Here is a 23,573-nt window from a genome sequence, read left to right as displayed (position 1 = left end):
GTGATCCTTCGTTAGCATTCGATGACGTTCACGGCAAGACCGCCGCGCGACGTTTCCTTGTATTTCGTCTTCATGTCGGCACCCGTCTCGCGCATCGTCTTGATCACCGAATCAAGCGACACGTAGTGCTGGCCGTTCCCCTTGAGCGCCATCCGCGACGCGTTCAGCGCCTTGATCGCGCCCATCGCGTTGCGTTCGATGCACGGAATCTGCACGAGCCCGCCGACCGGGTCGCAGGTCATGCCGAGGTTGTGCTCCATGCCGATCTCGGCCGCGTTCTCGACCTGGTCGGGCGTGCCGCCCATCACCGCGGCGAGCGCGGCCGCGGCCATCGAGCACGCGACGCCCACTTCGCCCTGGCAACCGACTTCCGCGCCGGAAATCGACGCCGTTTCCTTGTAGATGATCCCGATCGCCGCGGCCGTCAGCAGGAATTCGACGATGCCGGCTTCGTTCGAGCCCGGCACGAATTTCACGTAGTAGTGCAGCACCGCGGGAATCACGCCGGCCGCGCCGTTGGTGGGCGCGGTGACGACGCGGCCGCCCGCCGCGTTCTCTTCGTTGACGGCCATCGCATACAGGTTGACCCAGTCGAGCATCGACAGCGGGTCGCGCAGCGACTCTTCCGAACGCGCACGCAGGTGCCCGTTCATCTCGGCCGCACGGCGCTTCACGCGCATCGGGCCCGGCAGTTCGCCCTCGACCTTGCAGCCGCGCTCGACGCATGCCGCCATCGTGCGCCAGATCGCGAGCAGCCCGGCGCGCACTTCGTCCTCGGGACGCAGCGCGCATTCGTTGCGCAGCATCACCTCGGCGATCGACAGCCCGTGTTCGCGGCACTGGCGCATCAGGTCGTCTCCGGTACGGAACGGATACGGCACTTCGACCGCCGCGCGCACGCCGTTCACGCGATCGCCGTCGCGGTTGACGACGAAGCCGCCGCCGACCGAGTAATACTCTTTCTCGACGAGCAGCTGGCCATGCTCGTCGAACGCCTGGAAGCGCATCCCGTTCGGATGCACGATGCTCGTGCCGCTCATCAGCTTGCGATAGAAGCCGATGTTCTCCTTCTCGTCGAAGCGGATCGTCTGCTTGCCGAGCAGCGTCAGCGACTTCTCCGCGCGGATCCCGGCGAGCCGCGGTTCGATCAGGTCCGGATCGATCGTGTCCGGCAGATGGCCCTCGAGACCGAGCAGCACCGCCTTGTCGGTGCCGTGGCCCTTGCCCGTTGCACCGAGCGAGCCGTATAGTTCGACCCGCACGCGGCGCACGAAGCCGAGCAGGTTCGCGTCCTCGATGTGCGATGCGAAGCGGCACGCGGCGATCATCGGGCCGACCGTGTGCGAACTGGACGGGCCGATGCCGATCTTGAACAGGTCGAACGCGCTGACGTTCATCTGGCTTCCTCTGGGTGGGCGTACGTGAAATGTCGTTGGCATCAGTACATCAAAGCGTAAAATTGGCAGATAGAACAAAAACGGCATCGGCGTGGGATAGCGCCGCCAAGCCCCGCGCAAGGCGGCCGGAAAGTGCGTTTTGGCGATGGTTCGCGACGCAAAAGCACAAGTCGGCCGGCGCCTGCACCGCCCGGCAGACGTACCCCGCAAACCGAGTGAAACGAGTGAGACCTGCCTTTCCGGCGTGACGAGATTGACCGCGATGACACCCGACGTACCCGCTTCCCCCCTCGCCGAACCGGCGCCGCAGCGCATCCGCTTCGGCATCGTGCTGCTGCCGAACTTCACGCTCACGGCCTTCTCGGGTTTCGTCGACATGCTGCGGCTGTCGGCCGACGACGGCGACTACAGCAAGCCCGTGCGCTGCGCGTGGAGCGTGATCGGCGAAACGCTGGCGCCGGTGCGCGCGAGTTGCGGGATCCAGATCACGCCGTGGGAAACCTTCGATGGGGCCGAACCATTCGACTACGTGGTCGTGGTCGGCGGGCTGCTGCACTCGGGGCCGCAAGCCGGCCCCGAAACGCTCGAGTTCATCCGCCGCGCGGCGACGGCCGGCGCGACGGTCGTCGGGATCTGCACGGGCGTGTTCACGCTGATGCGCGCGAAGGTGCTCGACGGCTATCGCACCTGCGTGAGCTGGTTCCACTACTGGGATTTCATCGAGCGCTTCCCGAGCGCCGATCCCGACCTGCTGATCGCCGACCGCCTGTTCGTGATCGACCAGCGCCGCATTACCTGCTCGGGCGGCCGCGCGTCGATCGACGTCGCCGCCGCGATCCTGCTGCGCCATTTCGACCATGCGACCGTGCAGAAGGCGCTGCGCATCCTGCTCGTCGGCGAGATGCAGAAAGGCAATGCGCCGCAACCGCATCCGCCGGGACTCGAGCCAGCCACGCACCCGAAGGTCAAGCGCGCGATTCTTCTGATGGAACAGCATGTCGGGCGCTCGCTGCCGCTCGAGGAACTCGCGTGCAAGCTCGACATGTCGACGCGCCAGCTCGAGCGTCTGTTCAAGGCCGAAACGGGCAGGAGCCCGCAGGCGTTCGCGAAGCAGGTGCGGCTGCGCACGGCCGCGTGGCTGCTGACCAGTTCCGACCGCACCGTCGCCGATATCGCGTCGAGCTGCGGGTTCGCCGACGCGTCGCACCTCGGGCGTGAGTTCCGCAAGCAGTTCGGTGTGCCGCCGGCGGCGTATCGGGAGCGCGGCGGGGAAGTGGCGGAAGTCGGTGCGGTGGCAGACGAGAACGAGCCGCTATCTCAAACCCATCTCATTTCCTCGGACTGACCGTCGCCGATCCTTCGGGCTGAATCAACCGCAGCTACCGATCGATTTCGGAATTTCGCGAAAGGCAGCCTTTCGCGAAATTTATTATTCGAATACCGATTGATTTCGATAACTATCGTTCACATCTACAGATGTTCGCGATCTAAATTCCATGGAGGAAAAGGACTCGAGAGCTGCATCGATCCGGCACCATCTCATCATGTCTAGTAAAACCGGGCCTGACGGCCTCAATGATCAATGCAGCGAAGCTCAAGGACCGACCGTAAAACTGTCAGACCTCAATCTCCTTTCGCTGAACGTCAGCAAAATTGGAACCCAAAGCTGGCGATGATCATACCGTCTTGATGACAAAGACTGCACGTACCAAATCGGTCACTGGCCAGAGGTCGACTCGCAGAAGGACGCGAACGCCGAGCCGCAGAGCGGGTCGTAAAAGCGGTTTTGAGCGCCAGCCGAATGCTGGTGCACACGCACGATGGCCGAGTCGAGCAGCATACATTTATCTCTGTCTCGTCGGACACGGCGTGCGCCAAGCGTTCCCAAGCGCCTTTGCGACGCCACCGGGAGTAGCGCATGTACACCATATGCCATCGGCCGAACTCTTTCGACAAAATCTCACCAAGGGCAGCCGGTACGGCCGGTCCAGAGGCGAGCTTCGACGAACCGCTGATTGTCGGTCGCCGTGCGCCCTGGATCGCCTTTCTTGCTCGGCAGAACGGATTCGACTCGTGTCCATACTTCATCGTTCGATAACGTTCGAATCATCTTGGCCCGCTTGTTCAGTCATTGGATGTTTCTACGGCATCCGTCGTCAATGCAACCCTCGCCGTCTCCACGAGGAGCTCGCTGACCTGACGAGCCATTGGCGGTTCCCGTCGCCAGCGGTGCCAATAAAGCGGCACCCGCAACTGAATCGAAGGCGCGAGGTCGATTAGTTCGCCCAACCGCAACAGATGCGCGACCTGTTTGGCCGGCACGACGCCATACCCGCTGCCCAATTGAATCGCGCTCAACCGCGCCATCGGCGACGGGAAGTAATGCTTCACATAGCGGTCCACGTTCACTCCGAACAGTAGCCGAAAAAATTCGTCGTGCAGTGAGTCCTTGCGATTGCACAGGATCGCGGGCACTCGAATCGCCTCGTGCAACTTTAGACCGCCAGAGAAGTGAGCCTTTGCGAACGCCTGGGTTGCCACGCACCGGTATTCCATCGCACCCAGCGGTAGAGATTCGAATCCCTTTGCGGGCTTTGGTTCGGTGCAGACGCAGCCCGTGACTTCGCCGCGTAAAAGCATGGGCCATGTATGGTTCTGATCCTCCACCACGACCTCAAGTGCCACCGGTATTCTCTCCAGTAACGCATGCGAGCACTCGCCGAACCATGTGGCGAGCGAATCCGCATTCACCGCGATGCTCAGCCGTGCGCGTTCATGCTGTTTGCGTGATGACCCGACCTGGAGATAGACCTCCTGCTCCAGCAGGCGCACAGCGTTGACGTGGCGAAGCACGATTTCGCCCATCGGGGTAGGCAACACCGGATTTTCACGAATCAGTAGCACCCGACACAAGATCGCCTCGAGCGTCTTGATGCGCTGTGAAACCGCGCCGCGCGTGATGTTGAGGACCAACGCTGCCCTCTCGAAGCTCTGGTGTTCGACGACAGTGGCAAATGTTTCCAACTGACAGCGATCTAGCATACTCATTCCTGTTCAAGCTCATTTAATCTCTAAAGGCCACGATATCGGATGCTGTAAGGTGCGTGCGGCGCGGGGCCGACGGAGATCAGAAAGGAGCAGTGCATTATCGAATGCCTGTTATTCGGCTGCAATCTAGGTTGGAGCTACTCTCCGGAAAATTACACATGAATGAAATTGACGTCAAGCCAGACCAAGCGCTCGAAAATTAGTGGACCGAATCCGCGAAGCGCTCACATGCACGACATACGCCCGCCGATGCAGCCGGATTTTTTTGATATAGAATATATTTAAATTATTTCTTTCAAATCTTTCATTTTTACCGACGGTCATTTTTCCTAAATGGCGCTCATAATTCTGAAATTCCGAGTAGTCTTAAGCCGTGGTTCGCATGGTGAATAGAAATACTTAAACTGAACTGCGGAGCGGCGCAATTTTCCCGAAGCTCAGTCCATTGTTTTAAAACGCAAATTTCGTACAACTTTAGATATGTAAGTCACGACCTTCCACGCTTCTATTTTGATTGATTGCCAGACCTAACTCAGGTTCGCAATTTTCTTACTCCATTTGTTATCGTGTTTGGGAAGCACCAATGGTCGATCTGCGCCGATGTGCACTCCGCCTCGTCCAGCAGGTTTTATCCGTTGCTATTCCATCAAATATTATTCTATTGAGGCAGCCGACCGTTCAGTCGGCAGAATTTTCTCAGAGCTGGCACTAACTATCGACATTTATGAAATTCGAAATCTGGCTTACCTGCTTTCTTTCGTCGTGGATATTTTCACTTTCGCCCGGAGCCGGCTCCGTTTTTTCGATGACGAATGGGCTCAATCACGGATTCAGGCGCGGCTATTTCGGTGTCTTTGGCCTGATTCTCGGTTTGTGGGTGGTGTTTCTCGCGGTGGTCGTCGGGTTGGGTGCGTTGATCAAGACCTCGCCAATGGCTTTCAACCTGCTGAAATGGGCGGGCGTCGGCTATCTGTTTTATCTCGGCTTCAAGCAATGGACGTCCAAGGGATCGCCGATTTCGGTGAGCCGCGAAAACGGCAGCCGAGTCGGGCTGATGACGCTGCTATCCAAAGGCCTGGCGCTCAATGTTGTCAACCCGAAGGGCTACATCTTCATGCTGGCGGTGATCCCGCAATTCATCGACTACAACATGCCGCTGCGCGATCAATACGTGGCGATCGCCCTGACATTCGCGTTCACCGACCTGGTCGTCATGGCCTGCTACACGGGTCTCGCGGCCAAGGCACTGACGTATCTGAAGACCGAAGCGCAAATGCGTATGTTGAACAAGGTTTTCGGAGGACTATTCATGGTGGCGGCCGCGGTGCTCGCAACGTTCCATCAAGCGCATTGAGCAAACTCTCGGACCCGGCCATGTCAAGCAGCCAAATCAGATTCGATCCGCCGCGGCAGTCTTTCGATCCTGTATACGTCCTGTTTCGCCGCTCGTGTACGCAACATCCGGAACACATCGCGATTGAATGCGGCGAACAAAAAATCACCTACGCGCATCTGCTGGATCAGGTGAGCGCCATCGGGGCACTGTTGCTTGCGCACGGCGTCGGGGAAAGCCAGGTCGTGGCGATTCACGGGCAGCGATCCGCGCACGCGATTGCCAGCACGCTTGCAGCATGGTCGATTGGCGCGACAGTAACGATGATCGATGCGTCGATCCCCGAGGAGCGTCGGCGCTTGATGTTGACCACGGTCTCGGTCGGCGCCCTCCTTCATTGGGGAACGCCGTTCGAACTACGAGGCGTGCTAGCGCTCGACGTGCGCGAAGCAATACAGAACTGGAACGAGCCTGAAAGCGCACACGGTGACGCTGAGCGAAGCTTCCCTGGCGACCGCGCCTACATCGCCTTCACATCTGGTTCGACCGGCCGGCCGAAGGCGATCGCCGGCAGTCACAACGGCCTCGCGCATTTCGTCGACTGGCAGAGCAAAGAGTTCGGGATCGGGCCTGGGGACCGCCTCGCGCACTTCACGAATCTCTCGTTTGACGTGTGGTTCCGCGATGTTTTCACGCCGTTGATCAGCGGCGCGACCATATGCATTCCCACGTCCGAAGCGCGCGCGGAATCCGTTTTTGCGTTCCTGCGCGACAGCGCAATCACAGCGATGCATCTCGTGCCGTCCATCGCGAATCTGTGGATCAACACGCATACACCGGTCACTGCGATCGACACGCTGAAGCATGCCTTCTTTGCCGGCGAGCCACTGGAAGGCGCGCTCATCCGGAAGTGGCGCGACGCGTTTCCGCAGTGCACGATCGTCAATCTGTATGGCCCGACCGAGACGACGCTGGCGAAGCATTTCAAGCGGATCGGTGCCGACGTGGCAGACGGTATCCAGTCGGTAGGACTGAATCTACCCGGTTCGATGACCTACATTACCGCGGAGGACGGCCATCTTTGCGAGCAGGGTGAAACGGGCGAAATCTGCATTGCCACACCATATCGCTCACAGGGTTACCTAATAGGCTCGGAGCTCGTTCCAACCTTCCTGGAAGGGTTACTCCCCGAATTGACGAACCTGCCGATCTATCGGACCGGCGACCTCGGCCGGCGTAATTCCAAAGGCGAGATCGAAATTCTTGGCCGCAAGGACGATCAGATCAAGATCAACGGAGTGCGCATCGACCTGCTCGAAGTGAAGTCGGTGATCGCATCGCATCCGAGCGTACGCGACGCGTTCGTGTGTGCGCGGCAGGGCCGCTTCACGAAATCGATCGTCGCTTTCATCGAATCGGAGGAGCGTAGCGAAGAGACGTTCCTCGCGTATCTGCGCGAGCGTCTGCCCGACGTGATGATCCCGTCTCAACTACATTTCCGCGATGCGTTGCCGCGTTTGCCGAACGGCAAGACGGACCGCAAGTCGTTGACGGAGTTCGCCAATCGCCCTACGTCGGTCGCGCCGGTTCGCCTGCTCGAACAGCCGCACTCGACCGCCGAGCAGGTCGAGGCAATCTGGTCGGAAATTCTTGCGTATTCGGGACTGCATCCGACTCTCAACTTCTTCGACGCCGGCGGCAATTCGCTGTTGATCGTCGCGCTTCACGAAAGAATCGAAAAGCATTTCTCTCTCAACATTCCGTTGGTTCGTCTGTTCCGCGACACGACGATCGAGACGCAGAGCCGGATGATCGCCGCGCTATTGCAAGGCGAAGGTGGCGCGATCGAATGCCCGGCCAGCCGCTCCGACGCACGTGTTATGAGCAGAAATCGAATTATTGCGGCGCGAACCGCGGCAAGGAATATGTGAGACCGATATGGACAACAAAGACCTTAGAAGCGATGTTGAAACAAGCGACGTGAGTGCGATCGCAATCGTGGCGATGGAATGTCGCGTCCCGCAGGCCGACAGTGTCGACGCGCTCTGGAAACTTCTGCTGGACGAAAAATGCACCCTCACCGATCTCGACGACGAGCAACTGCGTCTTGCCGGCGTGCCCGAAGCGGTCTTCAGCAAGCCCGGATATGTGAAGCGAGCCGGCCTGCTGAAGGATATCGATCTCTTCGATGCCGGCTACTTCGAAATCGGTGCACGTGAGGCGGACGTGCTCGACGTGCAGCAACGTCTGATGCTGGAGTCGTCCCTCACGCTGCTCAATCGCGCCAACATCGACCCGGCGCGTTATGACGGGCGCATTGGCGTGTTCGCCGGGTCGTCGTTCAGCTCGTATCTGTTCGGGATTCTGGAGCGCGACGACCTGCTGGACACGCTCGGCGAAATGGTGATTCGGCACGGCAACGACAAGGATTTTCTCGCGACGCGCGTCTCCTACAAGCTGAATCTGAAAGGCCCCAGCGTGAATGTGCAGACGTCCTGTTCGACCGGACTAGTCTCCGTTCACTCGGCATGCCAGAGCCTGCTGCTCAACGAGTGCGACACCGCGATTGCAGGCGCGGTCTGCGTGCGCTTTCCGCAGGAGACCGGTTATCCGTATCAGGAAGACGGGGTGCTGTCGCCGGACGGCAACTGCCGCCCGTTCTCGGCCAACGCGAACGGCACCATATTCACCAACGGCCTCGGCCTCGTCCTGCTGAAGCGCTTGAGCGATGCGGTGCAGGACGGCGACGACATCGTAGCCGTGATCCGGGCATCCGCCATCAACAACGACGGCGCGACCAAGGTCGGATTCACCGCGCCTAGCGTGGCGGGGCAGGTGGAAGTGTTGCGCGACGCGATCATGGTGTCGGGTATCGATCCTGCTGACATGCAATACGTCGAGGCACACGGCACGGGTACTGCGCTCGGCGATCCGATCGAAGTGGAAGCCATCCGCCAGGCATATGGTGAAACCGGCAAATCGTGCGGCATCGGCTCGCTGAAGGGCAACTTCGGCCACTTCAACATTGCGGCCGGCGTGATCGGGTTGATCAAGGCCGCGCTGATCCTGAAACACAAGCTGATTCCAGCGACCCTGTACGCAAGCGAAGTCAATGCACACCTCGGTCTTGCGGACTCGCGTTTCCATGTGGTGAACCAGCATCGCAAACTCGATACCTCGGGCGATCAGTTTGTCGCGGTGAGCGCATTTGGCATGGGCGGCACGAACAGTCACGTCATTCTTCAGAACCGTGAAGCGCTGCCGATTCAGGACAGTGTGGAAGACGGTCAGTACCGAATCTTCACGTTGTCGGCAAAATCCGAGAGCGCATTAAACAACCTCATGGCAGAGTATCGCCGCTTCTTTGCCGGCGTTCCGACCGTGCCTGCTGTCTCATTCGCCGACGCGGCGCACACGGCCTACTTCGGACGGCCGCTGCTGTCCGAACGCATTGCGTTCGTCGCGCGTAACGCAAAGGAGGCGCTAGCGTCGTTGGAAGCGGGCCGCTATCACCGTCATCTCAGCCGGGAGCGCGAGCCGGTTGCATTCGTGTTCGCAGGCCAGGGCACCCAGCATATCCAGATGGGTGCCGCGCTAGCAAAGGAATCGACGTCGTTTCGGGAAAACCTGGATCGCGTGCTCGATGTATTCGCCCGCGAGCAGGGTCTCGATCTCGCCTCTCATCTGTGGAACCCGGTCAGCGAGGCGGTGATCACGCGCACGGAGTTGACCCAGCCGCTGCTATTCGCCGTTGAGTACGCACTCGCAGAAACCTTGATCGGGGTGGGCGCGGTGCCGAACGTGGTGCTGGGGCACAGTCTCGGTGAACTAGTGGCGGCTGCCATCGCCGGCGTGTTCGACTTGTCGACCGCAGCTGCGGTGATCGTGAAGCGAGCGCAATGCATGGCGGCTTGTGAACCCGGCTGTATGATCGTGGTGGATAGCCTGACAGGCCTCGAACGCCTCCTGAACGATCGCGAGATCGCGCTGGCGGCGCACAATGCACCTAGCCAGTACGTCGTATCGGGAACGGCCGCCCACATCGAGACGGCGATCGAAGTGCTGCGCGCGCAAGGGCGCAGCGCGCATCGTCTCGCGACGTCTCACGCATTCCATTCGCCAATGATGGCCGACGCGGCGGCCGAATTCCACTCGTTCATGAAAGACATTCCGTTCGGCGATGCACGCATTCCGATCGTCTCCAACGTGACGGGTAGCGTGCTCACCGAGTACGAATACAAGAATCCGAACTATTGGTCCGATCATCTGGTGCGCACAGTGCAGTTTGCCAAGTCAACGCAGACCCTCGTTGACATGGACGTGGTTCGCTATATCGCGATTGGACACGGCTACGCGATCAGCAATCTGCTGAAACTGAACCTACCCGAAAGCGGGACGAGCATCGTGCAGGCTCTGGGCGGCATCGACGAAGAGTACGCGTCGTTCCTGAACGTGATCGCGTTCTACTGGACTGCCTCGAACCGGATCGCAATCGAATCGTTCGTGAAGGGCCGGCGCAAGGTCGCGTTGCCGGTCTATCCTTTCGATAGAACGCGGCATTGGGTGGAGCCCGTGATCGGTTTCGCGCGTCGCGGCTCGCGGCCGCTCGCGGCCACTGCGTCTGAAGTGACGAACGTGGAAACAGCATCCGATCTGGCGGCAGCAACGCGCGCTGCAGAACGGGAAAAGTTGGCAGACTCGGCGTCTACCGACAACCCTGTGGAAGACATGATCGCCGAGATCTACATAACGTATCTCGGGGTGGACAAAATTGATCGCCAGTTGTCGTTCTTCGAACTCGGTGGCAATTCATTGCTCGCGATTCAGTTGATTAACCGCTTGCGTGAGACGTTCTGTATTGACATTCCGTTGCGCGGCTTCTACGAAAGCAGCTCGATTGCCGAGTTGTCGCGACACGTCGCGAACCGTTTGCTGGAAGCCGAAAATGTCTGAAGTCGCCAGCCTTACTCCCGAGCAGGTTACCCTGCTGCGCGAAAAATTGCGCGGATTCGAACCGGGCGCGTCGTCGAGCATCACCATGTCGCGCAAGCCGGACGTGCTACCCGATCTCGGAATCATTTTCTTCTCGGGCATCAGCGCGGGATGCTCGCCGTACGATCTGCTGCTCGAAGTCGCGGAGTTCGTCGATGCCAACGGTTTCAAGGCGATCTGGACCCCTGAGCGCCACTTCACCGAGGTCGGCGGCGCGTATCCGAATCCGTCTATTCTTGCCGCCGCTCTCGCGACCCGTACGAAAAACGTGCGTCTGCGCGCGGGCAGCATTAATCTGCCCTTGCACGACCCGATTCGCGTCGCGGAGGAATGGGCAGTGGTTGATAACCTGTCGCAGGGCCGGGTGGATCTTGCGGTGGCGCCGGGATGGCACGTTCGAGACTTCGTGTTGAAGCCGGAGAACTTTGCGTCACGTTCGAATGTGCTAAACGCGTACCGCGATCAGCTTCAGCAACTGTGGCGCGGCGAAGCGATCGAAAAGCAGGACGCCAACGGCGATCGCCAGACGATCGTCAGCTACCCGCGCCCGGTGCAACCGGTTCTACCGCTCTGGCTGACTACGTCTCAGAAGGAGGACGCGTGGCGCTTTGCAGGCGAGAACAACTTCAACGTACTTTCTGCGTTGATCAATTTTGGCCCGAACGAGCTCGCAAAACGAATCCGCATCTACCGCGAGGCGCGCGAGTCGGTCGGACTCAAGCCGGAAGACGGCGTGATCTCGTTGATGTTGCACACCTATGTGGACGATACCTTCGACAAGGCGGTGGAACTCGTGCGCCCCGCTCTGACGGAATATCTGAAGTCGTTCGTGACACAGCACCAGACCGCGAACAACGGCAGCGACCAGAAGGCCAGCACGTTAAACGCACTGGGCAAGGACAAAGACGACTTTGTCGAAATGGTCTTCTCGCGCTATATCGACACGAGTTCGCTAATCGGTGATCCGACGCATGCGGAAAAGATATTGCGCGACTTCAAGGCGATGGGGGTCGATGAAATTGCCTGCCTGGTCGATTTCGGCGTGCGGAAGGAGGAGGTCCTCAAAAGTCTGCGGATGCTGGCCATGTTGATAGGAACCGAACGATGAAAACCTATAGCTTCAACGGCGTCAGTCCGCAAATTCACCCCGACGCCTGGGTCTTCGAAGACGCTGTGATTATCGGCGACGTACAGATCGGACCGAACGTGAGCATCTGGCCTGGTGTCATCATTCGGGGGGACAAGGAGCGGATCGTCATCGGCGCGGCCAGCAATGTCCAGGAGCGCGCGGTACTGCATGCGGACCCTGGCTTTCCGCTCGTGATCGGCGAGGGTGTCACCGTTGGTCATTGTGCCGTACTGCACGGCTGCACCGTCGGTACGTATAGCGTGATCGGGATCGGCGCGATCTTGCTGAACGGCGTGCGTGTAGGCGACTCGTGTCTCGTGACGGCGGGCGCGTTGCTCAGCGCGGGTCCGGCTTACGCCTCGGGTTCGATGATTGCCGGCAGTCCCGCCAGGGTGCTGATCAACCTCAGCGATAGCGACATCCGTAATCTGAAGGATACGGCGGTCGAGTATCAAGAGCTGGCCGCTCTTTACCGACGGGAGTCGGTGCTGACGGAAGGCGCATGACTCCCCCCGACAAAGCACGTATGTTCAGCGATACCCGCCTTCTTCGGCATTACCTTTCGCCATGGCCCGACACGCCCGACCTGCTCGTATGCTTTCCCCACGCGGGCGCCGGCGTCTCAGCATTCGCCGGCTGGCCGCAAAAACTGGCGCATGTCGCGAGCGTGGCGCTGGTCCAGTTGCCTGGCCGGGAAGACCGTTTGAGCGAGCCGTTGACGCAATCGCTTCACGATGTGTCCGGGCAGATTGCTGTTGAGCTGGCGCGGTCGAACGCGCGACGGCTCTTCCTATTCGGCCACAGCATGGGCGCGCGCGTGGCGTGGTCCGTTGCAAGTAGGCTCTGGAACGACCACGGCGTGACGCCGGTCGTAATCCTCTCGGCGGGATCGCCGCACACATCGGACTCACTGACCGACACCAGTTCATCCGCATTACATGCATGGTTCGACCGCATGGGCGAGCACTTTCCCGCCGAGCTTGAAAACGCCGAGTTACTGGCGCTCTTTCGAATCACGCTCGCAGCGGACCTTGCCTGGCTGAGGGCTTTTCCATTTACGCCCGCCGTTGCGTTGCCAGTGGATCTTCATTGCTTCCACGGCGCGCGCGACAGTCTCGTGACGCGAGAGCTGATGATGCTCTGGCGTCATTACACGTCGGCCGCATTCACGTTGACCGAAATGCCGGGAGGCCATCTGTATCAAATGAGCGCTCAGACCGAACTGCTGGCATCAATGCAAAAACTGATCAAGGACCACGCGCATGCCTGAGTCCGCTTTGGATAAACTCGAACGCGGCACGATACATGTCGGATTTCAACGGCACACGCCACCTTTCTCCTACGCGCTCGGAGATGGCTTCGCGCCCACCGGCTACTCGGTAGCGCTTTTCAAGCAGGTACTGGAAAGGATTCGCCGCCGGCTCGGGCTGGGCCGCGTCGATGTGATACCCGTGGAGGTGACGTCGGCGAACCGACTTGATCTTCTCGAGCGTGGATTCATCGATATCGAATGCGGCTCCACGACGATTACCGCGGAGCGCCAGAAGAGCGCGTCGTTCAGCCGACCGATCTTCCATACGGCGCACCGTATCCTCACGAGAGGTTCGACGGTCACCCTGCAGTTGGCGTCGTCTGGCATGATCGTTGTCACTGGGATCCAGTCTTCGACGAGCCATGCTGCTTTGCTCGCGGAATCGTCGCTGCCGTTCCGCTTCACGTTCGTGGGGTGCCCGGATATTTTTTCCGCGTTCGAGCGCTTCCGCACCGATCACCGAACGCACGCGATGGTGGCCGACGAAGTGATTCTTCGATCGCTGCTGGCGCGCTCAGGATCCGCCGGGCAGCAGCTTCTGCCCAATTGCCTTGGCGGTGAGTGCTACGGCTTCCTGATGCGCAAGGACGACGCAGCCTTCCGAACGCTGATCGACGAAGAACTGGACGCATTCACTCACAGCCCCGGCTTCGCGCGGCTATACGAAGCGTGGTTCATGCGCGAACTGCCCGATCTGGGCTTCAGCCTCGATTTGCCGATGTCTGAAGCGTTGCGTCAAATGGTGCGGCCACAGGCTGCGGCGGCACGTTGAGCGCCGGATAAATACTGTCATTCAGAAGCGTTGGGAAGCATATGAAAGTTGGAGTACTGGGATTCGGCACGGTAGCCGCGGCTACCGTGCACAAGTTCATCGAGAACCGCGAAGTGATCGCCGCGAAGACGAGCACCGAAATCGACATTGTGGCAGTCGCCACGCGTTCCGTGGCGCGGGCTGCCGGGCACGTACCGCAAGGTTGTGAGATTTCCGCCGACTGCTGGGAGGTGGTGAACGATTCGCGCATCGACGTAGTGATCGAACTGATCGGTGGCGTGGAGGTAGCACGTGAACTCGTGCTGCGCGCGATTGCCAATGGCAAGCATGTCATCACGGCCAACAAGGCTCTGCTCGCGATGCACGGCGAGGAAATCATGCAGCTCGCCGAGCAGCGGCGCGTATGCGTGTTGTTCGAAGGCGCGGTGGCGGTATCGATTCCCATCGTGAGGACACTGAAGGAATCCGCTGCGGCGAATCGCGTGACCTCGGTCGTGGGCATTCTCAATGGCACGTCGAACTACATCCTGTCACGAATGAGCGAGAACGGCACGAGCTTCTCTGATGCGCTCGCCGACGCGCAAAAGAAAGGTTATGCCGAAGCCGATCCGTCGATGGACATTGAAGGCATTGACGCCGCGCACAAGATCGCCTTGCTGTCGTCGCTGGCATTCGGTGTTCCGGTCGATTTCGCGGCCGTGCAATATCGCGGCATCACCGACATCGCGCGTGAAGATATTGACCTCGCGAATGAGATGGGCTACGCACTGCGGCTGATCGCACAGGCGCAACTGCAGGACAACTGTATTTACACCAGCGTCGCGCCCACACTTGTCCCCGCAAGCTCTATGCTGGCGCAGGTCCGTAGCTCAATGAACGGCATCGAACTGGTCGGCGATTTGTTCGGCCGCGCGTTTTTCTACGGTTCGGGCGCGGGCGGCGTGCAGACGGCAAGCGCAATCCTCGCCGACTTGATCGAACTTGCACGGCGCGAAAAGGATGGCGAATATGCCAGCGCGTTCAACATGGGCTTTCGGCGCACCACAATCGAGCGCAAGGAAACCATGCATACGGACGACCGCAGCAGCCGGTTCTATCTGCGCATGCGTTTCGAGGATGCGGTCGGCGTGCTGACGAACGTCAGCGCGATCCTCGCTGGCGCGGATATTTCGTTGAGCAGGCTGTGCCAGAACGACGGCGTCGGCGCGGTCACCGATGTCGTCGCGGTGACGCACGCGGTTTCGTGGCGCAGACTGCGGAGCATTGTGCCGACGCTGCAACGACTCACGGGGCGCGATTACGAAGTGGTAGTTTATCCGGTGCTTGACGAGCCCACGGAAGTGACGGTATGAGCAACTCCCTGCGTACGTCGGCGAACGGTAGCGAGATTGCGGAAGCGACGGTACAGAATGCGAGCAAGGTGACATGCCGTGTCGCGCGCGTCGAAGCCACGTCGTCCGAGATTCGCCGCATCTGGCTCGAACTCGCTGACCCAGCCTTCGCGTGGCGGCCCGGCCAGTACATTGACCTGATCCGGGAAGACGGCGCTCGTCGCAGTTTTTCGATTGCAAACCGCTGCAGCTATGACGGCATTGTCGAATTGCATGTGCGCCTGCAAGGGACGGGGCGTTTCGTAGACAGCGTGCTTGACTCTGTCATAGCGCGGGCGGTGTTGTGGATTGAGGGACCATTCGGCGATTTCCGGTTCCATCGCAATTCGCAGTGCGACCGTACGGAGGCGATCTTCGTTGCCGGCGGCACCGGCTTCGGGCCATTCAAGGCGATCATCGAGGAACTCGTTGCGGTGGGCGAGCGACGCCCGCTCCATCTCTACTGGGGCGGCCGGTCAGCCGACGACCTCTACCTCGAACAGTGGTTGTTCGAGCAAGGTGACGCGCTTCCGCAGCTCCGCTACGTGCCGGTGCTGAGCGACGTGCAACCCGGACAGGTGAACGAAACGCGCACAGGCCTCGTGCATCGAGCGGTCATGGACGACTTCCCGGATTTGCGCAAGTGCGACGTGTATGTGTGCGGGTCGCCAGAACTCGTGCAGGCCGCGCGCACCGATTTGGCCGATCTATGTGGCTTGCCGTCGTCGCAGTTCTTTTGCTAGCGCGTGTTATGCACTTTCAAAAATATGGAACGCCATGAGTGTGCTGCAAAGTGACGAAGACGACGAAATGCAATCCGGCGAGGTTTCGGGCGAGCGCTTCAACTGAGGTGAAACTATGTCCCTGAATCACACAGTTGTGAAGCGTCAAGAGGTCCGTTCTCGACGCGGGAAGTCGGGCCATTGGCGCAACGCCGGCGATGGCGCTATATGCCCGATGCCAGTTGTAGCATTTTGCCGACTCGCCAATGCTTCGCTGCGATGAGTTGAGCTCTGGTATGTCCCTGCGTAGGCCCGCTCTCGCACCACGGCACCGGCGCGACCAGCATGATTCGCCCAGATCGCCAAACCCGCACGATCGCCGCACGTTCCCCTCTAATTGGAACCGATTCCAATCAACTTGCCCGACGTTCGCGGATCGTTGATTGAGGGTTATTCCGGATGCTGATGCTCGTCCAAATTTGTATGATGACCACATCACCTTACAAACCAGAGCGCCATGTTCGAGAAAATTCCCGCCCGTGCGATGAGCGACCACGTCGCGCAGCAGCTGCTCAAGCAGATCGAAGCCGGCAGTTTCTCGGCCAGCGGCAAGTTGCCGACGGAAGCCGTCCTCGCGCAGGAATTCGGCGTGAGCCGCACGGTGATCCGCGAGGCGATCTCGCGGCTGAAGAACGAAGGCGTGGTCGAGCCGCGCCAGGGCAGCGGCGTGTACGTGAACCAGCACGGCGCGATCCGGCCGCTGCGGATCGACTACGCGGAAGCCGTCGAGGCCAGCTCGCTGCCGCACCTGCTCGCGGTGCGCCGCGCGATCGAGGCTGAAGTCGCGGCCGAAGCCGCGCTGCACCACACCGCCGACGACATGGCCGACATCGACGACGCGCTGCGCAAGATCGACGCTGCGGCGGCCGACGGGCGCGACGGCGTCGCGGAAGACGTTGCGTTCCACCGCACGATCGCGGCCGTCACCGGCAACCCGTATTTCCTGAAGACGCTGCAGTTCCTGAACCAGTACCTCGAGGCCGGCGTGAAGGTCACGCGGCGCAACGAAGCGACGCGCGAGGATTTCTCGCGGCAGGTGCGCGAGGAACACGCGGCGATCGCCGACGCGATCCGCGCGCGCGACCCGATGGCGGCGCGCAACGCGGCACGCACGCACATGTACAACGCCGCGCGCCGTCTCGCGGAAGCCGGCATCTGCTGAAGCCGGCGGCGGTGCCCGACCGGGCGCCGCCACCGTCCCGAACCTCTTCCCGAATCGATCAAGGTTGACCATGTCACGAAATGTTGGAGTCATCGGCCTCGGCGCAATGGGCCTGGGCGTCGCCCGCTCGCTGCTGCGCGCGGGGTTCCGCGTGCACGCATGCGACGTGCGCGACACCGTGCTGCAGACGTTCGCGGCCGAAGGCGGCGTGGCCTGCGCGAGCCCGGCCGAACTCGGCGCGCAGTGCGACGTCGTCGTCACGCTCGTCGTCAATGCCGCGCAGACTGAAACGGTGCTGTTCGGCGAGCACGGCGCGGTCGCGGCGATGAAGCCGGGCGGTGTCGTAATCGCGAGCGCGACCGTCGCACCCGACTTCGCGGTTGCGCTCGGCGCGCGCATCGAGGCCGCGGGCCTGCAGATGCTCGACGCCCCGGTGTCCGGCGGCGCCGCGCGCGCGGCGTCGGGCGAGATGACGATGATGACGTCGGGCCCCGCCGCCGCGTATGCGGGCTGCGACGACGTGCTCGCCGCGATGGCCGCCAAGGTCTATCGCCTCGGCGACGCGCACGGTATTGGCTCGAAGGTGAAGATCATCAACCAGCTGCTGGCCGGCGTGCATATCGCGGCGGCGGCGGAGGCGATGGCGCTCGGCCTGCGCGAAGGCGTCGACGCCGACGCGCTGTACGACGTGATCACGCACAGCGCCGGCAATTCGTGGATGTTCGAGAACCGCGTGCCGCACATCCTGAACGGCGACTACACGCCGCTGTCGGCCGTCGACATCTTCGTGAAGGATCTCGGCCTCGTGCTCGATACCGCGCGCCGCAGCAAGTTCCCGCTGCCGCTGTCGGCCACCGCGCACCAGATGTTCATGAGCGCGTCGAGCGCCGGCCACGGCGGCGAGGACGATTCCGCCGTGATCAAGACTTTCCCCGGCATCACGCTGCCGCCCGCCCGCTGATTCGAACGACGCTCCTGCCATGACCGCTTCCGCTTCCCGTCCCCTGCTCGGCTGCATCGCCGACGATTTCACCGGCGCGACCGATCTCGCGAACATGCTCGTCAAGAGCGGCATGCGTACCGTGCAGACGATCGGCGTGCCCGCCGACGGCGCTGCGCTCGACACCATGGTCGGCGCCGATGCGATCGTCGTCGCGCTGAAGTCGCGCACGATTCCCGCCGCCGACGCCGTCGCGCAATCGCTCGCCGCTTACGCATGGCTGCGCGCGCAGGGCTGCCGACAATTCTTCTTCAAGTACTGCTCGACGTTCGACTCGACCGATGCGGGCAACATCGGGCCCGTCGCCGACGCGCTGCTCGATGCGGCCGGCGGCGGCTTCGCGATCGCGTGCCCGGCGTTCCCCGAGAACGGCCGCACGATCTTTCGCGGCCACCTGTTCGTCGGCGACGTTCCCCTGAACGAATCGGGCATGGAGCACCACCCGCTCACGCCGATGAAGGACGCCAACCTCGTGCGCGTGCTGCAGCGGCAGACGACGTCGAAGGTCGGCCTGATCCGCTACGACACGATCGCGCAGGGCGCGGCCGCCGTACGTGCGCGCATCGACGCGCTGCGCGCGGACGGCATGCGTTTCGCGATCGCCGACGCACTGTCGGACCACGACCTCCACGTGCTCGGCGAAGCGTGCGCGAACCTGCCGCTCGTCACGGGCGGCTCGGGCGTCGCGCTCGGTCTGCCGGAGAATTTCCGCCGCGCGGGGCTGCTGCCCGAGCGCGACAACGCGGCCTCGCTACCGCGCATCGACGGGTTGTCGGCCGTGCTCGCCGGCAGCGCGTCGAAGGCGACCAACGCGCAGGTCGCCGCGTGGCGCGAAAGCCGTCCGAGCTTCCGGATCGATCCGCTCGCGGCGTCGCGCGGCGAACCCGTCGTCGACGACGCACTCGCATTCGCGCGCTCGCACCTGCCGCAACCCGTGCTGATTTATGCGACCACGTCGCCCGACGAAGTGAAGGCCGTCCAGCAGGCGCTCGGCGTCGAAGCGGCCGGCCATCTCGTCGAAAGCACGCTCGCGGCGATCGCCCGCGGCCTGCGCGAGCTCGGCGTGCGCAAGTTCGTCGTCGCCGGCGGCGAAACGTCCGGCGCGGTCGTGCAGGCGCTCGACGTGAAGTCGCTGCAGATCGGCGCGCAGATCGACCCCGGCGTGCCGGCCACCGCCACCATCGACGCGCAGCCGCTCGGCCTCGCGCTGAAGTCCGGCAACTTCGGCACGGTGGACTTTTTCGACAAGGCGCTGCGCGCGCTCGACGGAGCCGCATGATGCGCGACGAAACGAAACTGCGCGAAGAGATCTGCGTCGTCGGCGCGAGCCTGTATGCGCGCGGCCATGCGGTCGGCAGCGCCGGCAACATCAGCGCGCGGCTTGCCGACGGCTGGCTGATCACGCCGACCGATGCGTGCCTCGGCCGGCTCGACCCGAACGACATCGCGAAGGTCGGCCTCGACGGCCAGCCGGTATCGGGCGGCAAGCCGTCGAAGACGCTCGCGCTGCATCGCGGGATCTACGCGCGCAACACGGAAGCCAACGGCATCGTCCACACGCATTCGACGCACCTCGTCGCGCTGACGCTCGCGGGCGTATGGCGCGACACCGACGTGCTGCCGCCGATCACGCCGTACTACGTGATGAAGGTCGGCCACATTCCGCTGATCCGCTATCGCCGCCCCGGCGACCCGGCCGTCGCGGCCGAAGTCGCGGCGCTCGCCGACCAGGTGCGTGGCGTGCTGCTCGAGCGCCTCGGCCCGGTGATGTGGGGGCAGTCGGTGTCGCACGCGTCGTATGCGCTCGAGGAACTCGAGGAAACCGCGCGGCTATGGCTGATGACGCATCCGAAGCCCGAGCCGCTGTCCGACGCCGCACTCGACGAACTGCGCCAGGCCTTCGGCGTGCGCTGGTAGCGCGACGCATCGCGCACAGGCCACGCGCAAACGACGTACCGATTCCCATGCCCGCCGTGTGCGCGGGCCCTTGCCTCAGCACACACACATGATCCGGCGGCGTACGCGCCGCCGGCACACAACATCGATGGAGACGACGATGACTGCTCTCGACGCGGCCGCAAGCCGCTCGCCCGCCGTGCCCGCCCAATCGGCCGAGCTCGACCGCACCTACAAGAAAGTGTTCTGGCGCATCGTGCCGTTCCTGATGCTCTGCTACGTGGTCGCGTATCTCGACCGCGTGAACGTCGGCTTCGCGAAGCTGCAGATGTCGCAGGACCTTGCGTTCAGCGAAACCGTGTTCGGCCTCGGTGCCGGCATCTTCTTCCTCGGCTACTTCCTGTTCGAGCTGCCGAGCAACCTGCTGATGCACCGCCTCGGCGCGCGCATCTGGATCGCGCGGATCATGATCACGTGGGGCCTGCTATCGGCCGTGTTCGCATTCGTCAGGACACCGACACAGTTCTACGTGCTGCGCTTTCTGCTCGGTCTCGCGGAAGCCGGCTTCTATCCGGGCGTGATCCTGTATCTCACGTACTGGTTCCCGTCGCATCGCCGCGCGAAGATCATCGCGGTGTTCATGTCGGCGATTCCGGTGTCGGGCATCTTCGGCAACCCGCTGTCGGGCTGGATCATGGAACGCTTTCACGGCGGCTCCGGCTTTCACGGCTGGCAGTGGATGTTCATGATCGAGGCCGTGCCGGCCGTTCTCGTCGGCATCGCGACGATCCTGTATCTCGACAACAGCATCCGCGGCGCGAAGTGGCTCGACGAGCGCGAGAAGCAGCTGCTCGAGGATGAAATCGCCGCGCAGCCGCAGGAGCAGCAGAAGCACGGCCATTCGCTGAAGGCCGTGTTCGCCGACCCGCGCATGTGGTGGATGTCGCTGATCTACTTCGCGTTCGTCACCGGCCAGTACGGGCTCACGTTCTGGATGCCGACGCTCGTCAAGTCGACCGGCATCACCGATACGTTGCAGATCGGCCTGCTGTCGGCAATTCCGTTCGTCGTCGCGATCGTCGTGATGAACCTGTTCGGCCACAGCGCGGACAAGCACCGCGAACGCCGCTGGCACCTGATCGTGCCGGCGCTGATGGGCGCCGTCGGGTTTGCGGTCGCCGCGTCGTACTCGCACAATACGGCGGTGTCGATCGTGTTCCTGTCGCTCGCGGCGGGCGGCGTGCTGACCTGCGCACCGCTGTTCTGGTCGCTGCCGACCGCGTTCCTCGCCGGCTCCGCCGCGGCCGCCGGGATCGCGATCATCAACTCGGTCGGCAACCTCGCCGGGTTCGCGAGCCCGTACGTGATCGGCTACCTGAAGGACCTCACGCACAGCACGTCGTCCGGCATGTACGTGCTCGCGTCGATGCTCGTGATCGGTGCGATCGCCGTGTGGCTCACGCCCGCGAAACTCGTGAACCGCTGAGCCTGCCGCCATTCGACGCGGGGCGCCGTGCGCCCCGCTCCATTCATTCACAGGAACCGCTGCCATGCCCCGCTTCGCCGCCAACCTCTCGATGATGTATACCGAGCACGCGTTCCTCGAACGCTTCGCCGCTGCCGCCTCCGACGGCTTCAAGGCCGTCGAGTACCTGTTCCCGTACGACTTCGCCGCCGCGGACATCCGCGCGCGGCTCGACGCGCACAACCTCGAGCAGGCGCTGTTCAACGCGCCGCCCGGCGACTGGGCCGCCGGCGAACGCGGGATCGCGTCGCTGCCGGGCCGCGAGGACGAGTTCCGGCGCGGCATCGACCAGGCGCTTGACTATGCGCGCGTGCTCGGCAACAAGAAGCTGCACGTGATGGCCGGGATGGTCGCGCCGGGCGCCGACCGCGCGCGCCATCGCGACACCTACCTGGCGAACCTGCGGCATGCGGCGCAGGCCGCCTTCGCGCACGGCATCACGATCCTGATCGAGCCGATCAACCAGCGCGACATGCCCGGCTATTTCCTGAGCCGCCAGGACGATGCGCACGAGATCTGCGCGGAAGTCGGCGCGCCGAACCTGAAGGTGCAGTTCGACTGCTATCACTGCCAGATCGTCGAGGGCGACCTCGCGATGAAGCTCAAGCGCGATTTCGCGGGCATCGGCCACATCCAGATCGCCGGCGTGCCCGAGCGCCACGAGCCGGATATCGGCGAGCTCAACTACCCGTACCTGTTCGCGCTGATCGATGCGCTCGGCTACGACGGCTGGATCGGCTGCGAGTATCGCCCGAAGGCCGGCACGTCCGAAGGCCTCGGCTGGCTCAAGCCGTATCTGTAATTCAAGCATTCCTAAGAGGGCAACGAACATGAAAGTACTGATCACCGGCGGCGCCGGCTTTCTCGGCCAGCGTCTCGCGCGCACGCTGCTCGAGCGCGGCGAGCTGACCGGCCCCGACGGCCGGACCGCCAAGATCGACGAGCTGGTGCTGCTCGACGTCGTCGAAGGCAGCGATTTCGGCGATGCGCGCGTGACGTCGATCGTCGGCGACATCGCCGATCGCGCGGTGCTCGAAAGCGCGATCGACACGCAGACGGGCGCGATCTTCCACCTCGCGGCGATCGTCAGCGGGCAGGCGGAAGCCGATTTCGATCTCGGCATGCGGATCAACCTCGACGCGTCGCGCACGCTGCTCGAGGTGTGCCGCGCGCGCGGCCATCGTCCGCGCGTCGTTTTCACGAGCTCGGTGGCCGTCTACGGCGGTGTACTGCCCGACGTCGTGCAGGACGACACCGCGCTGAATCCGCAATCGTCATACGGTGCGGAGAAGGCGATCGCCGAGTTGCTGCTGTGCGACTACGCGCGGCGCGGCTTCGTCGACGGCCGCGTGCTGCGGCTGCCGACCATCAGCGTGCGGCCGGGCCGCCCGAACGCGGCCGCGTCTTCGTTCGCGAGCGGCATCATCCGCGAGCCGCTGAACGGCCAGGAAAGCGTGTGCCCGGTGCCGGGGTCGACGCGCTTGTGGCTGCTGTCGCCGCGCGGCGCGATCGACGCACTCGTCGCCGGTTGTGAAATCGACAGCGAGAAGCTCGGCAACAAGCGCGTGATCAATCTGCCCGGCCTGTCGGTGTCGGTCGACGAGATGATCGCGGCGCTGCGCGAAGTCGCGGGCGATGACGTCGTGAAGCTGATCCGCCATGCGCCGGACGAGCGCGTCGAGAAGATCGTCGGCAGCTGGCCGGGCCGCTGGGACACGACGCGCGCGGAAGCGCTCGGGCTGAAGGGTGACACGTCGTTCGCGGACGTGATCCGCAGCCATATCGCCGACGAACGGCGTTGACGGCCACGCCGCCGAGCGGGCAAGAACCGCCCGTGCGGCAGGCCCCGCCGGGC

19 protein-coding genes and 2 pseudogenes are annotated in these 23,573 nt (G+C 62.5%); 17 read left to right on the top strand and 4 right to left on the bottom strand.

Features of this window, described 5'->3' with window-relative positions:
• Positions 1–11: 11 nt before the first annotated feature.
• Complete coding sequence (locus SB771_RS15815; protein ID WP_006749888.1) at positions 12–1,397, bottom strand: L-serine ammonia-lyase; 1,386 nt, start codon at positions 1,395–1,397, stop codon at positions 12–14.
• A 262-nt stretch (positions 1,398–1,659) separates the two neighbouring features.
• Between SB771_RS15815 and SB771_RS15810 the strand changes: the two genes are divergently transcribed.
• Positions 1,660–2,742, top strand: a complete 1,083-nt coding sequence (locus tag SB771_RS15810) for a GlxA family transcriptional regulator (RefSeq protein ID WP_175658780.1) — start codon at positions 1,660–1,662, stop codon at positions 2,740–2,742.
• 444 nt (positions 2,743–3,186) lie between these two features.
• Here SB771_RS15810 and SB771_RS15805 read toward each other — a convergent pair.
• Positions 3,187–3,507: pseudogene (locus tag SB771_RS15805) on the bottom strand (transposase); the annotation flags it as partial.
• A gap of 14 nt (positions 3,508–3,521) precedes the next feature.
• Complete coding sequence (gene argP, locus SB771_RS15800; protein WP_244096773.1) at positions 3,522–4,445, bottom strand: HTH-type transcriptional regulator ArgP; 924 nt, start codon at positions 4,443–4,445, stop codon at positions 3,522–3,524.
• Between the two features lie 724 nt (positions 4,446–5,169).
• Between argP and SB771_RS15795 the strand changes: the two genes are divergently transcribed.
• Genes SB771_RS15795 through SB771_RS15755 form a run of 9 tightly spaced genes read left to right on the top strand, consistent with a single transcriptional unit; the run spans position 5,170 to position 16,096 of the window.
• Positions 5,170–5,799: a LysE family transporter gene (locus SB771_RS15795; RefSeq protein WP_175658779.1), complete on the top strand. Its 630-nt coding sequence runs from the start codon at positions 5,170–5,172 to the stop codon at positions 5,797–5,799.
• Positions 5,800–5,819: 20 nt separating this feature from the next.
• Positions 5,820–7,709 carry a non-ribosomal peptide synthetase gene (locus SB771_RS15790; protein ID WP_175658778.1) on the top strand — a complete coding sequence of 630 codons (1,890 nt, stop codon included), beginning with the start codon at positions 5,820–5,822 and terminating at the stop codon, positions 7,707–7,709.
• 7 nt (positions 7,710–7,716) lie between these two features.
• Entirely contained in the window at positions 7,717–10,731 is a 3,015-nt protein-coding gene (locus SB771_RS15785; RefSeq protein ID WP_175658777.1) for a beta-ketoacyl synthase N-terminal-like domain-containing protein, read from the top strand.
• The gene (locus SB771_RS15780) at positions 10,724–11,878 is read left to right on the top strand and encodes a MupA/Atu3671 family FMN-dependent luciferase-like monooxygenase (protein ID WP_175658776.1); all 1,155 of its coding nucleotides are present in this window, start codon (positions 10,724–10,726) and stop codon (positions 11,876–11,878) included. The genes SB771_RS15785 and SB771_RS15780 overlap by 8 nt, the downstream gene beginning before the upstream one ends.
• The gene (locus SB771_RS15775; protein ID WP_175658775.1) at positions 11,875–12,405 is read left to right on the top strand and encodes a gamma carbonic anhydrase family protein; all 531 of its coding nucleotides are present in this window, start codon (positions 11,875–11,877) and stop codon (positions 12,403–12,405) included. Before SB771_RS15780 ends, SB771_RS15775 begins: the two co-directional genes overlap by 4 nt.
• Positions 12,402–13,169 (top strand): thioesterase II family protein, encoded by a 768-nt coding sequence (locus SB771_RS15770; RefSeq protein WP_175658774.1) that lies wholly within the window; start codon positions 12,402–12,404, stop codon positions 13,167–13,169. The genes SB771_RS15775 and SB771_RS15770 overlap by 4 nt, the downstream gene beginning before the upstream one ends.
• Positions 13,162–13,983 (top strand): transporter substrate-binding domain-containing protein, encoded by an 822-nt coding sequence (locus SB771_RS15765; protein ID WP_175658773.1) that lies wholly within the window; start codon positions 13,162–13,164, stop codon positions 13,981–13,983. The genes SB771_RS15770 and SB771_RS15765 overlap by 8 nt, the downstream gene beginning before the upstream one ends.
• Positions 13,984–14,024: 41 nt before the next feature.
• Entirely contained in the window at positions 14,025–15,335 is a 1,311-nt protein-coding gene (locus SB771_RS15760) for a homoserine dehydrogenase (protein WP_175658772.1), read from the top strand.
• Positions 15,332–16,096 carry an NAD(P)H-flavin reductase gene (locus SB771_RS15755; protein ID WP_175658771.1) on the top strand — a complete coding sequence of 255 codons (765 nt, stop codon included), beginning with the start codon at positions 15,332–15,334 and terminating at the stop codon, positions 16,094–16,096. The genes SB771_RS15760 and SB771_RS15755 overlap by 4 nt, the downstream gene beginning before the upstream one ends.
• A 133-nt stretch (positions 16,097–16,229) precedes the next feature.
• Here the strand turns inward: SB771_RS15755 and SB771_RS15750 are convergent.
• Positions 16,230–16,405 (bottom strand): annotated as a pseudogene (locus SB771_RS15750) (IS481 family transposase); the annotation flags it as partial.
• Between the two features lie 187 nt (positions 16,406–16,592).
• On the opposite strand from SB771_RS15750, the gene SB771_RS15745 reads away from it, so the two are divergent.
• From SB771_RS15745 to denD, 7 genes are all read left to right on the top strand, one after another.
• Complete coding sequence (locus SB771_RS15745; protein WP_175658770.1) at positions 16,593–17,297, top strand: FadR/GntR family transcriptional regulator; 705 nt, start codon at positions 16,593–16,595, stop codon at positions 17,295–17,297.
• 70 nt (positions 17,298–17,367) lie between these two features.
• Entirely contained in the window at positions 17,368–18,258 is an 891-nt protein-coding gene (ltnD, locus tag SB771_RS15740) for an L-threonate dehydrogenase (RefSeq protein WP_175658769.1), read from the top strand.
• Positions 18,259–18,277: 19 nt separating this feature from the next.
• The gene (gene otnK / locus SB771_RS15735; protein WP_175658768.1) at positions 18,278–19,576 is read left to right on the top strand and encodes a 3-oxo-tetronate kinase; all 1,299 of its coding nucleotides are present in this window, start codon (positions 18,278–18,280) and stop codon (positions 19,574–19,576) included.
• Positions 19,576–20,214: an aldolase gene (locus tag SB771_RS15730; RefSeq protein ID WP_410721192.1), complete on the top strand. Its 639-nt coding sequence runs from the start codon at positions 19,576–19,578 to the stop codon at positions 20,212–20,214. The genes otnK and SB771_RS15730 overlap by 1 nt, the downstream gene beginning before the upstream one ends.
• Before the next feature lie 139 nt (positions 20,215–20,353).
• Positions 20,354–21,679, top strand: a complete 1,326-nt coding sequence (locus tag SB771_RS15725) for an MFS transporter (RefSeq protein ID WP_175658766.1) — start codon at positions 20,354–20,356, stop codon at positions 21,677–21,679.
• A 64-nt stretch (positions 21,680–21,743) separates the two neighbouring features.
• A complete protein-coding gene (gene otnI / locus SB771_RS15720; RefSeq protein ID WP_175658765.1) occupies positions 21,744–22,520 on the top strand; it encodes a 2-oxo-tetronate isomerase in 777 nt (258 codons plus the stop codon).
• Between the two features lie 28 nt (positions 22,521–22,548).
• The gene (denD, locus tag SB771_RS15715) at positions 22,549–23,520 is read left to right on the top strand and encodes a D-erythronate dehydrogenase (protein ID WP_175658764.1); all 972 of its coding nucleotides are present in this window, start codon (positions 22,549–22,551) and stop codon (positions 23,518–23,520) included.
• Positions 23,521–23,573: the final 53 nt, after the last annotated feature.

Source organism: Burkholderia sp. SIMBA_051, assembly GCF_046534915.1.
Taxonomy (GTDB): Bacteria; Pseudomonadota; Gammaproteobacteria; order Burkholderiales; family Burkholderiaceae; genus Burkholderia; species Burkholderia ambifaria.
This window is presented reverse-complemented; position numbering and strand designations above follow the sequence as displayed.

Coding starts and splice junctions, on each gene's coding strand:
- SB771_RS15815 (WP_006749888.1), bottom strand. CDS start 1,397: ATGAACGTCAGCGCGTTCGACCTGTTCAAGATCGGCATCGGCCCGTCC.
- SB771_RS15810 (WP_175658780.1), top strand. CDS start 1,660: ATGACACCCGACGTACCCGCTTCCCCCCTCGCCGAACCGGCGCCGCAG.
- argP (WP_244096773.1), bottom strand. CDS start 4,445: ATGAGTATGCTAGATCGCTGTCAGTTGGAAACATTTGCCACTGTCGTC.
- SB771_RS15795 (WP_175658779.1), top strand. CDS start 5,170: ATGAAATTCGAAATCTGGCTTACCTGCTTTCTTTCGTCGTGGATATTT.
- SB771_RS15790 (WP_175658778.1), top strand. CDS start 5,820: ATGTCAAGCAGCCAAATCAGATTCGATCCGCCGCGGCAGTCTTTCGAT.
- SB771_RS15785 (WP_175658777.1), top strand. CDS start 7,717: ATGGACAACAAAGACCTTAGAAGCGATGTTGAAACAAGCGACGTGAGT.
- SB771_RS15780 (WP_175658776.1), top strand. CDS start 10,724: ATGTCTGAAGTCGCCAGCCTTACTCCCGAGCAGGTTACCCTGCTGCGC.
- SB771_RS15775 (WP_175658775.1), top strand. CDS start 11,875: ATGAAAACCTATAGCTTCAACGGCGTCAGTCCGCAAATTCACCCCGAC.
- SB771_RS15770 (WP_175658774.1), top strand. CDS start 12,402: ATGACTCCCCCCGACAAAGCACGTATGTTCAGCGATACCCGCCTTCTT.
- SB771_RS15765 (WP_175658773.1), top strand. CDS start 13,162: ATGCCTGAGTCCGCTTTGGATAAACTCGAACGCGGCACGATACATGTC.
- SB771_RS15760 (WP_175658772.1), top strand. CDS start 14,025: ATGAAAGTTGGAGTACTGGGATTCGGCACGGTAGCCGCGGCTACCGTG.
- SB771_RS15755 (WP_175658771.1), top strand. CDS start 15,332: ATGAGCAACTCCCTGCGTACGTCGGCGAACGGTAGCGAGATTGCGGAA.
- SB771_RS15745 (WP_175658770.1), top strand. CDS start 16,593: ATGTTCGAGAAAATTCCCGCCCGTGCGATGAGCGACCACGTCGCGCAG.
- ltnD (WP_175658769.1), top strand. CDS start 17,368: ATGTCACGAAATGTTGGAGTCATCGGCCTCGGCGCAATGGGCCTGGGC.
- otnK (WP_175658768.1), top strand. CDS start 18,278: ATGACCGCTTCCGCTTCCCGTCCCCTGCTCGGCTGCATCGCCGACGAT.
- SB771_RS15730 (WP_410721192.1), top strand. CDS start 19,576: ATGCGCGACGAAACGAAACTGCGCGAAGAGATCTGCGTCGTCGGCGCG.
- SB771_RS15725 (WP_175658766.1), top strand. CDS start 20,354: ATGACTGCTCTCGACGCGGCCGCAAGCCGCTCGCCCGCCGTGCCCGCC.
- otnI (WP_175658765.1), top strand. CDS start 21,744: ATGCCCCGCTTCGCCGCCAACCTCTCGATGATGTATACCGAGCACGCG.
- denD (WP_175658764.1), top strand. CDS start 22,549: ATGAAAGTACTGATCACCGGCGGCGCCGGCTTTCTCGGCCAGCGTCTC.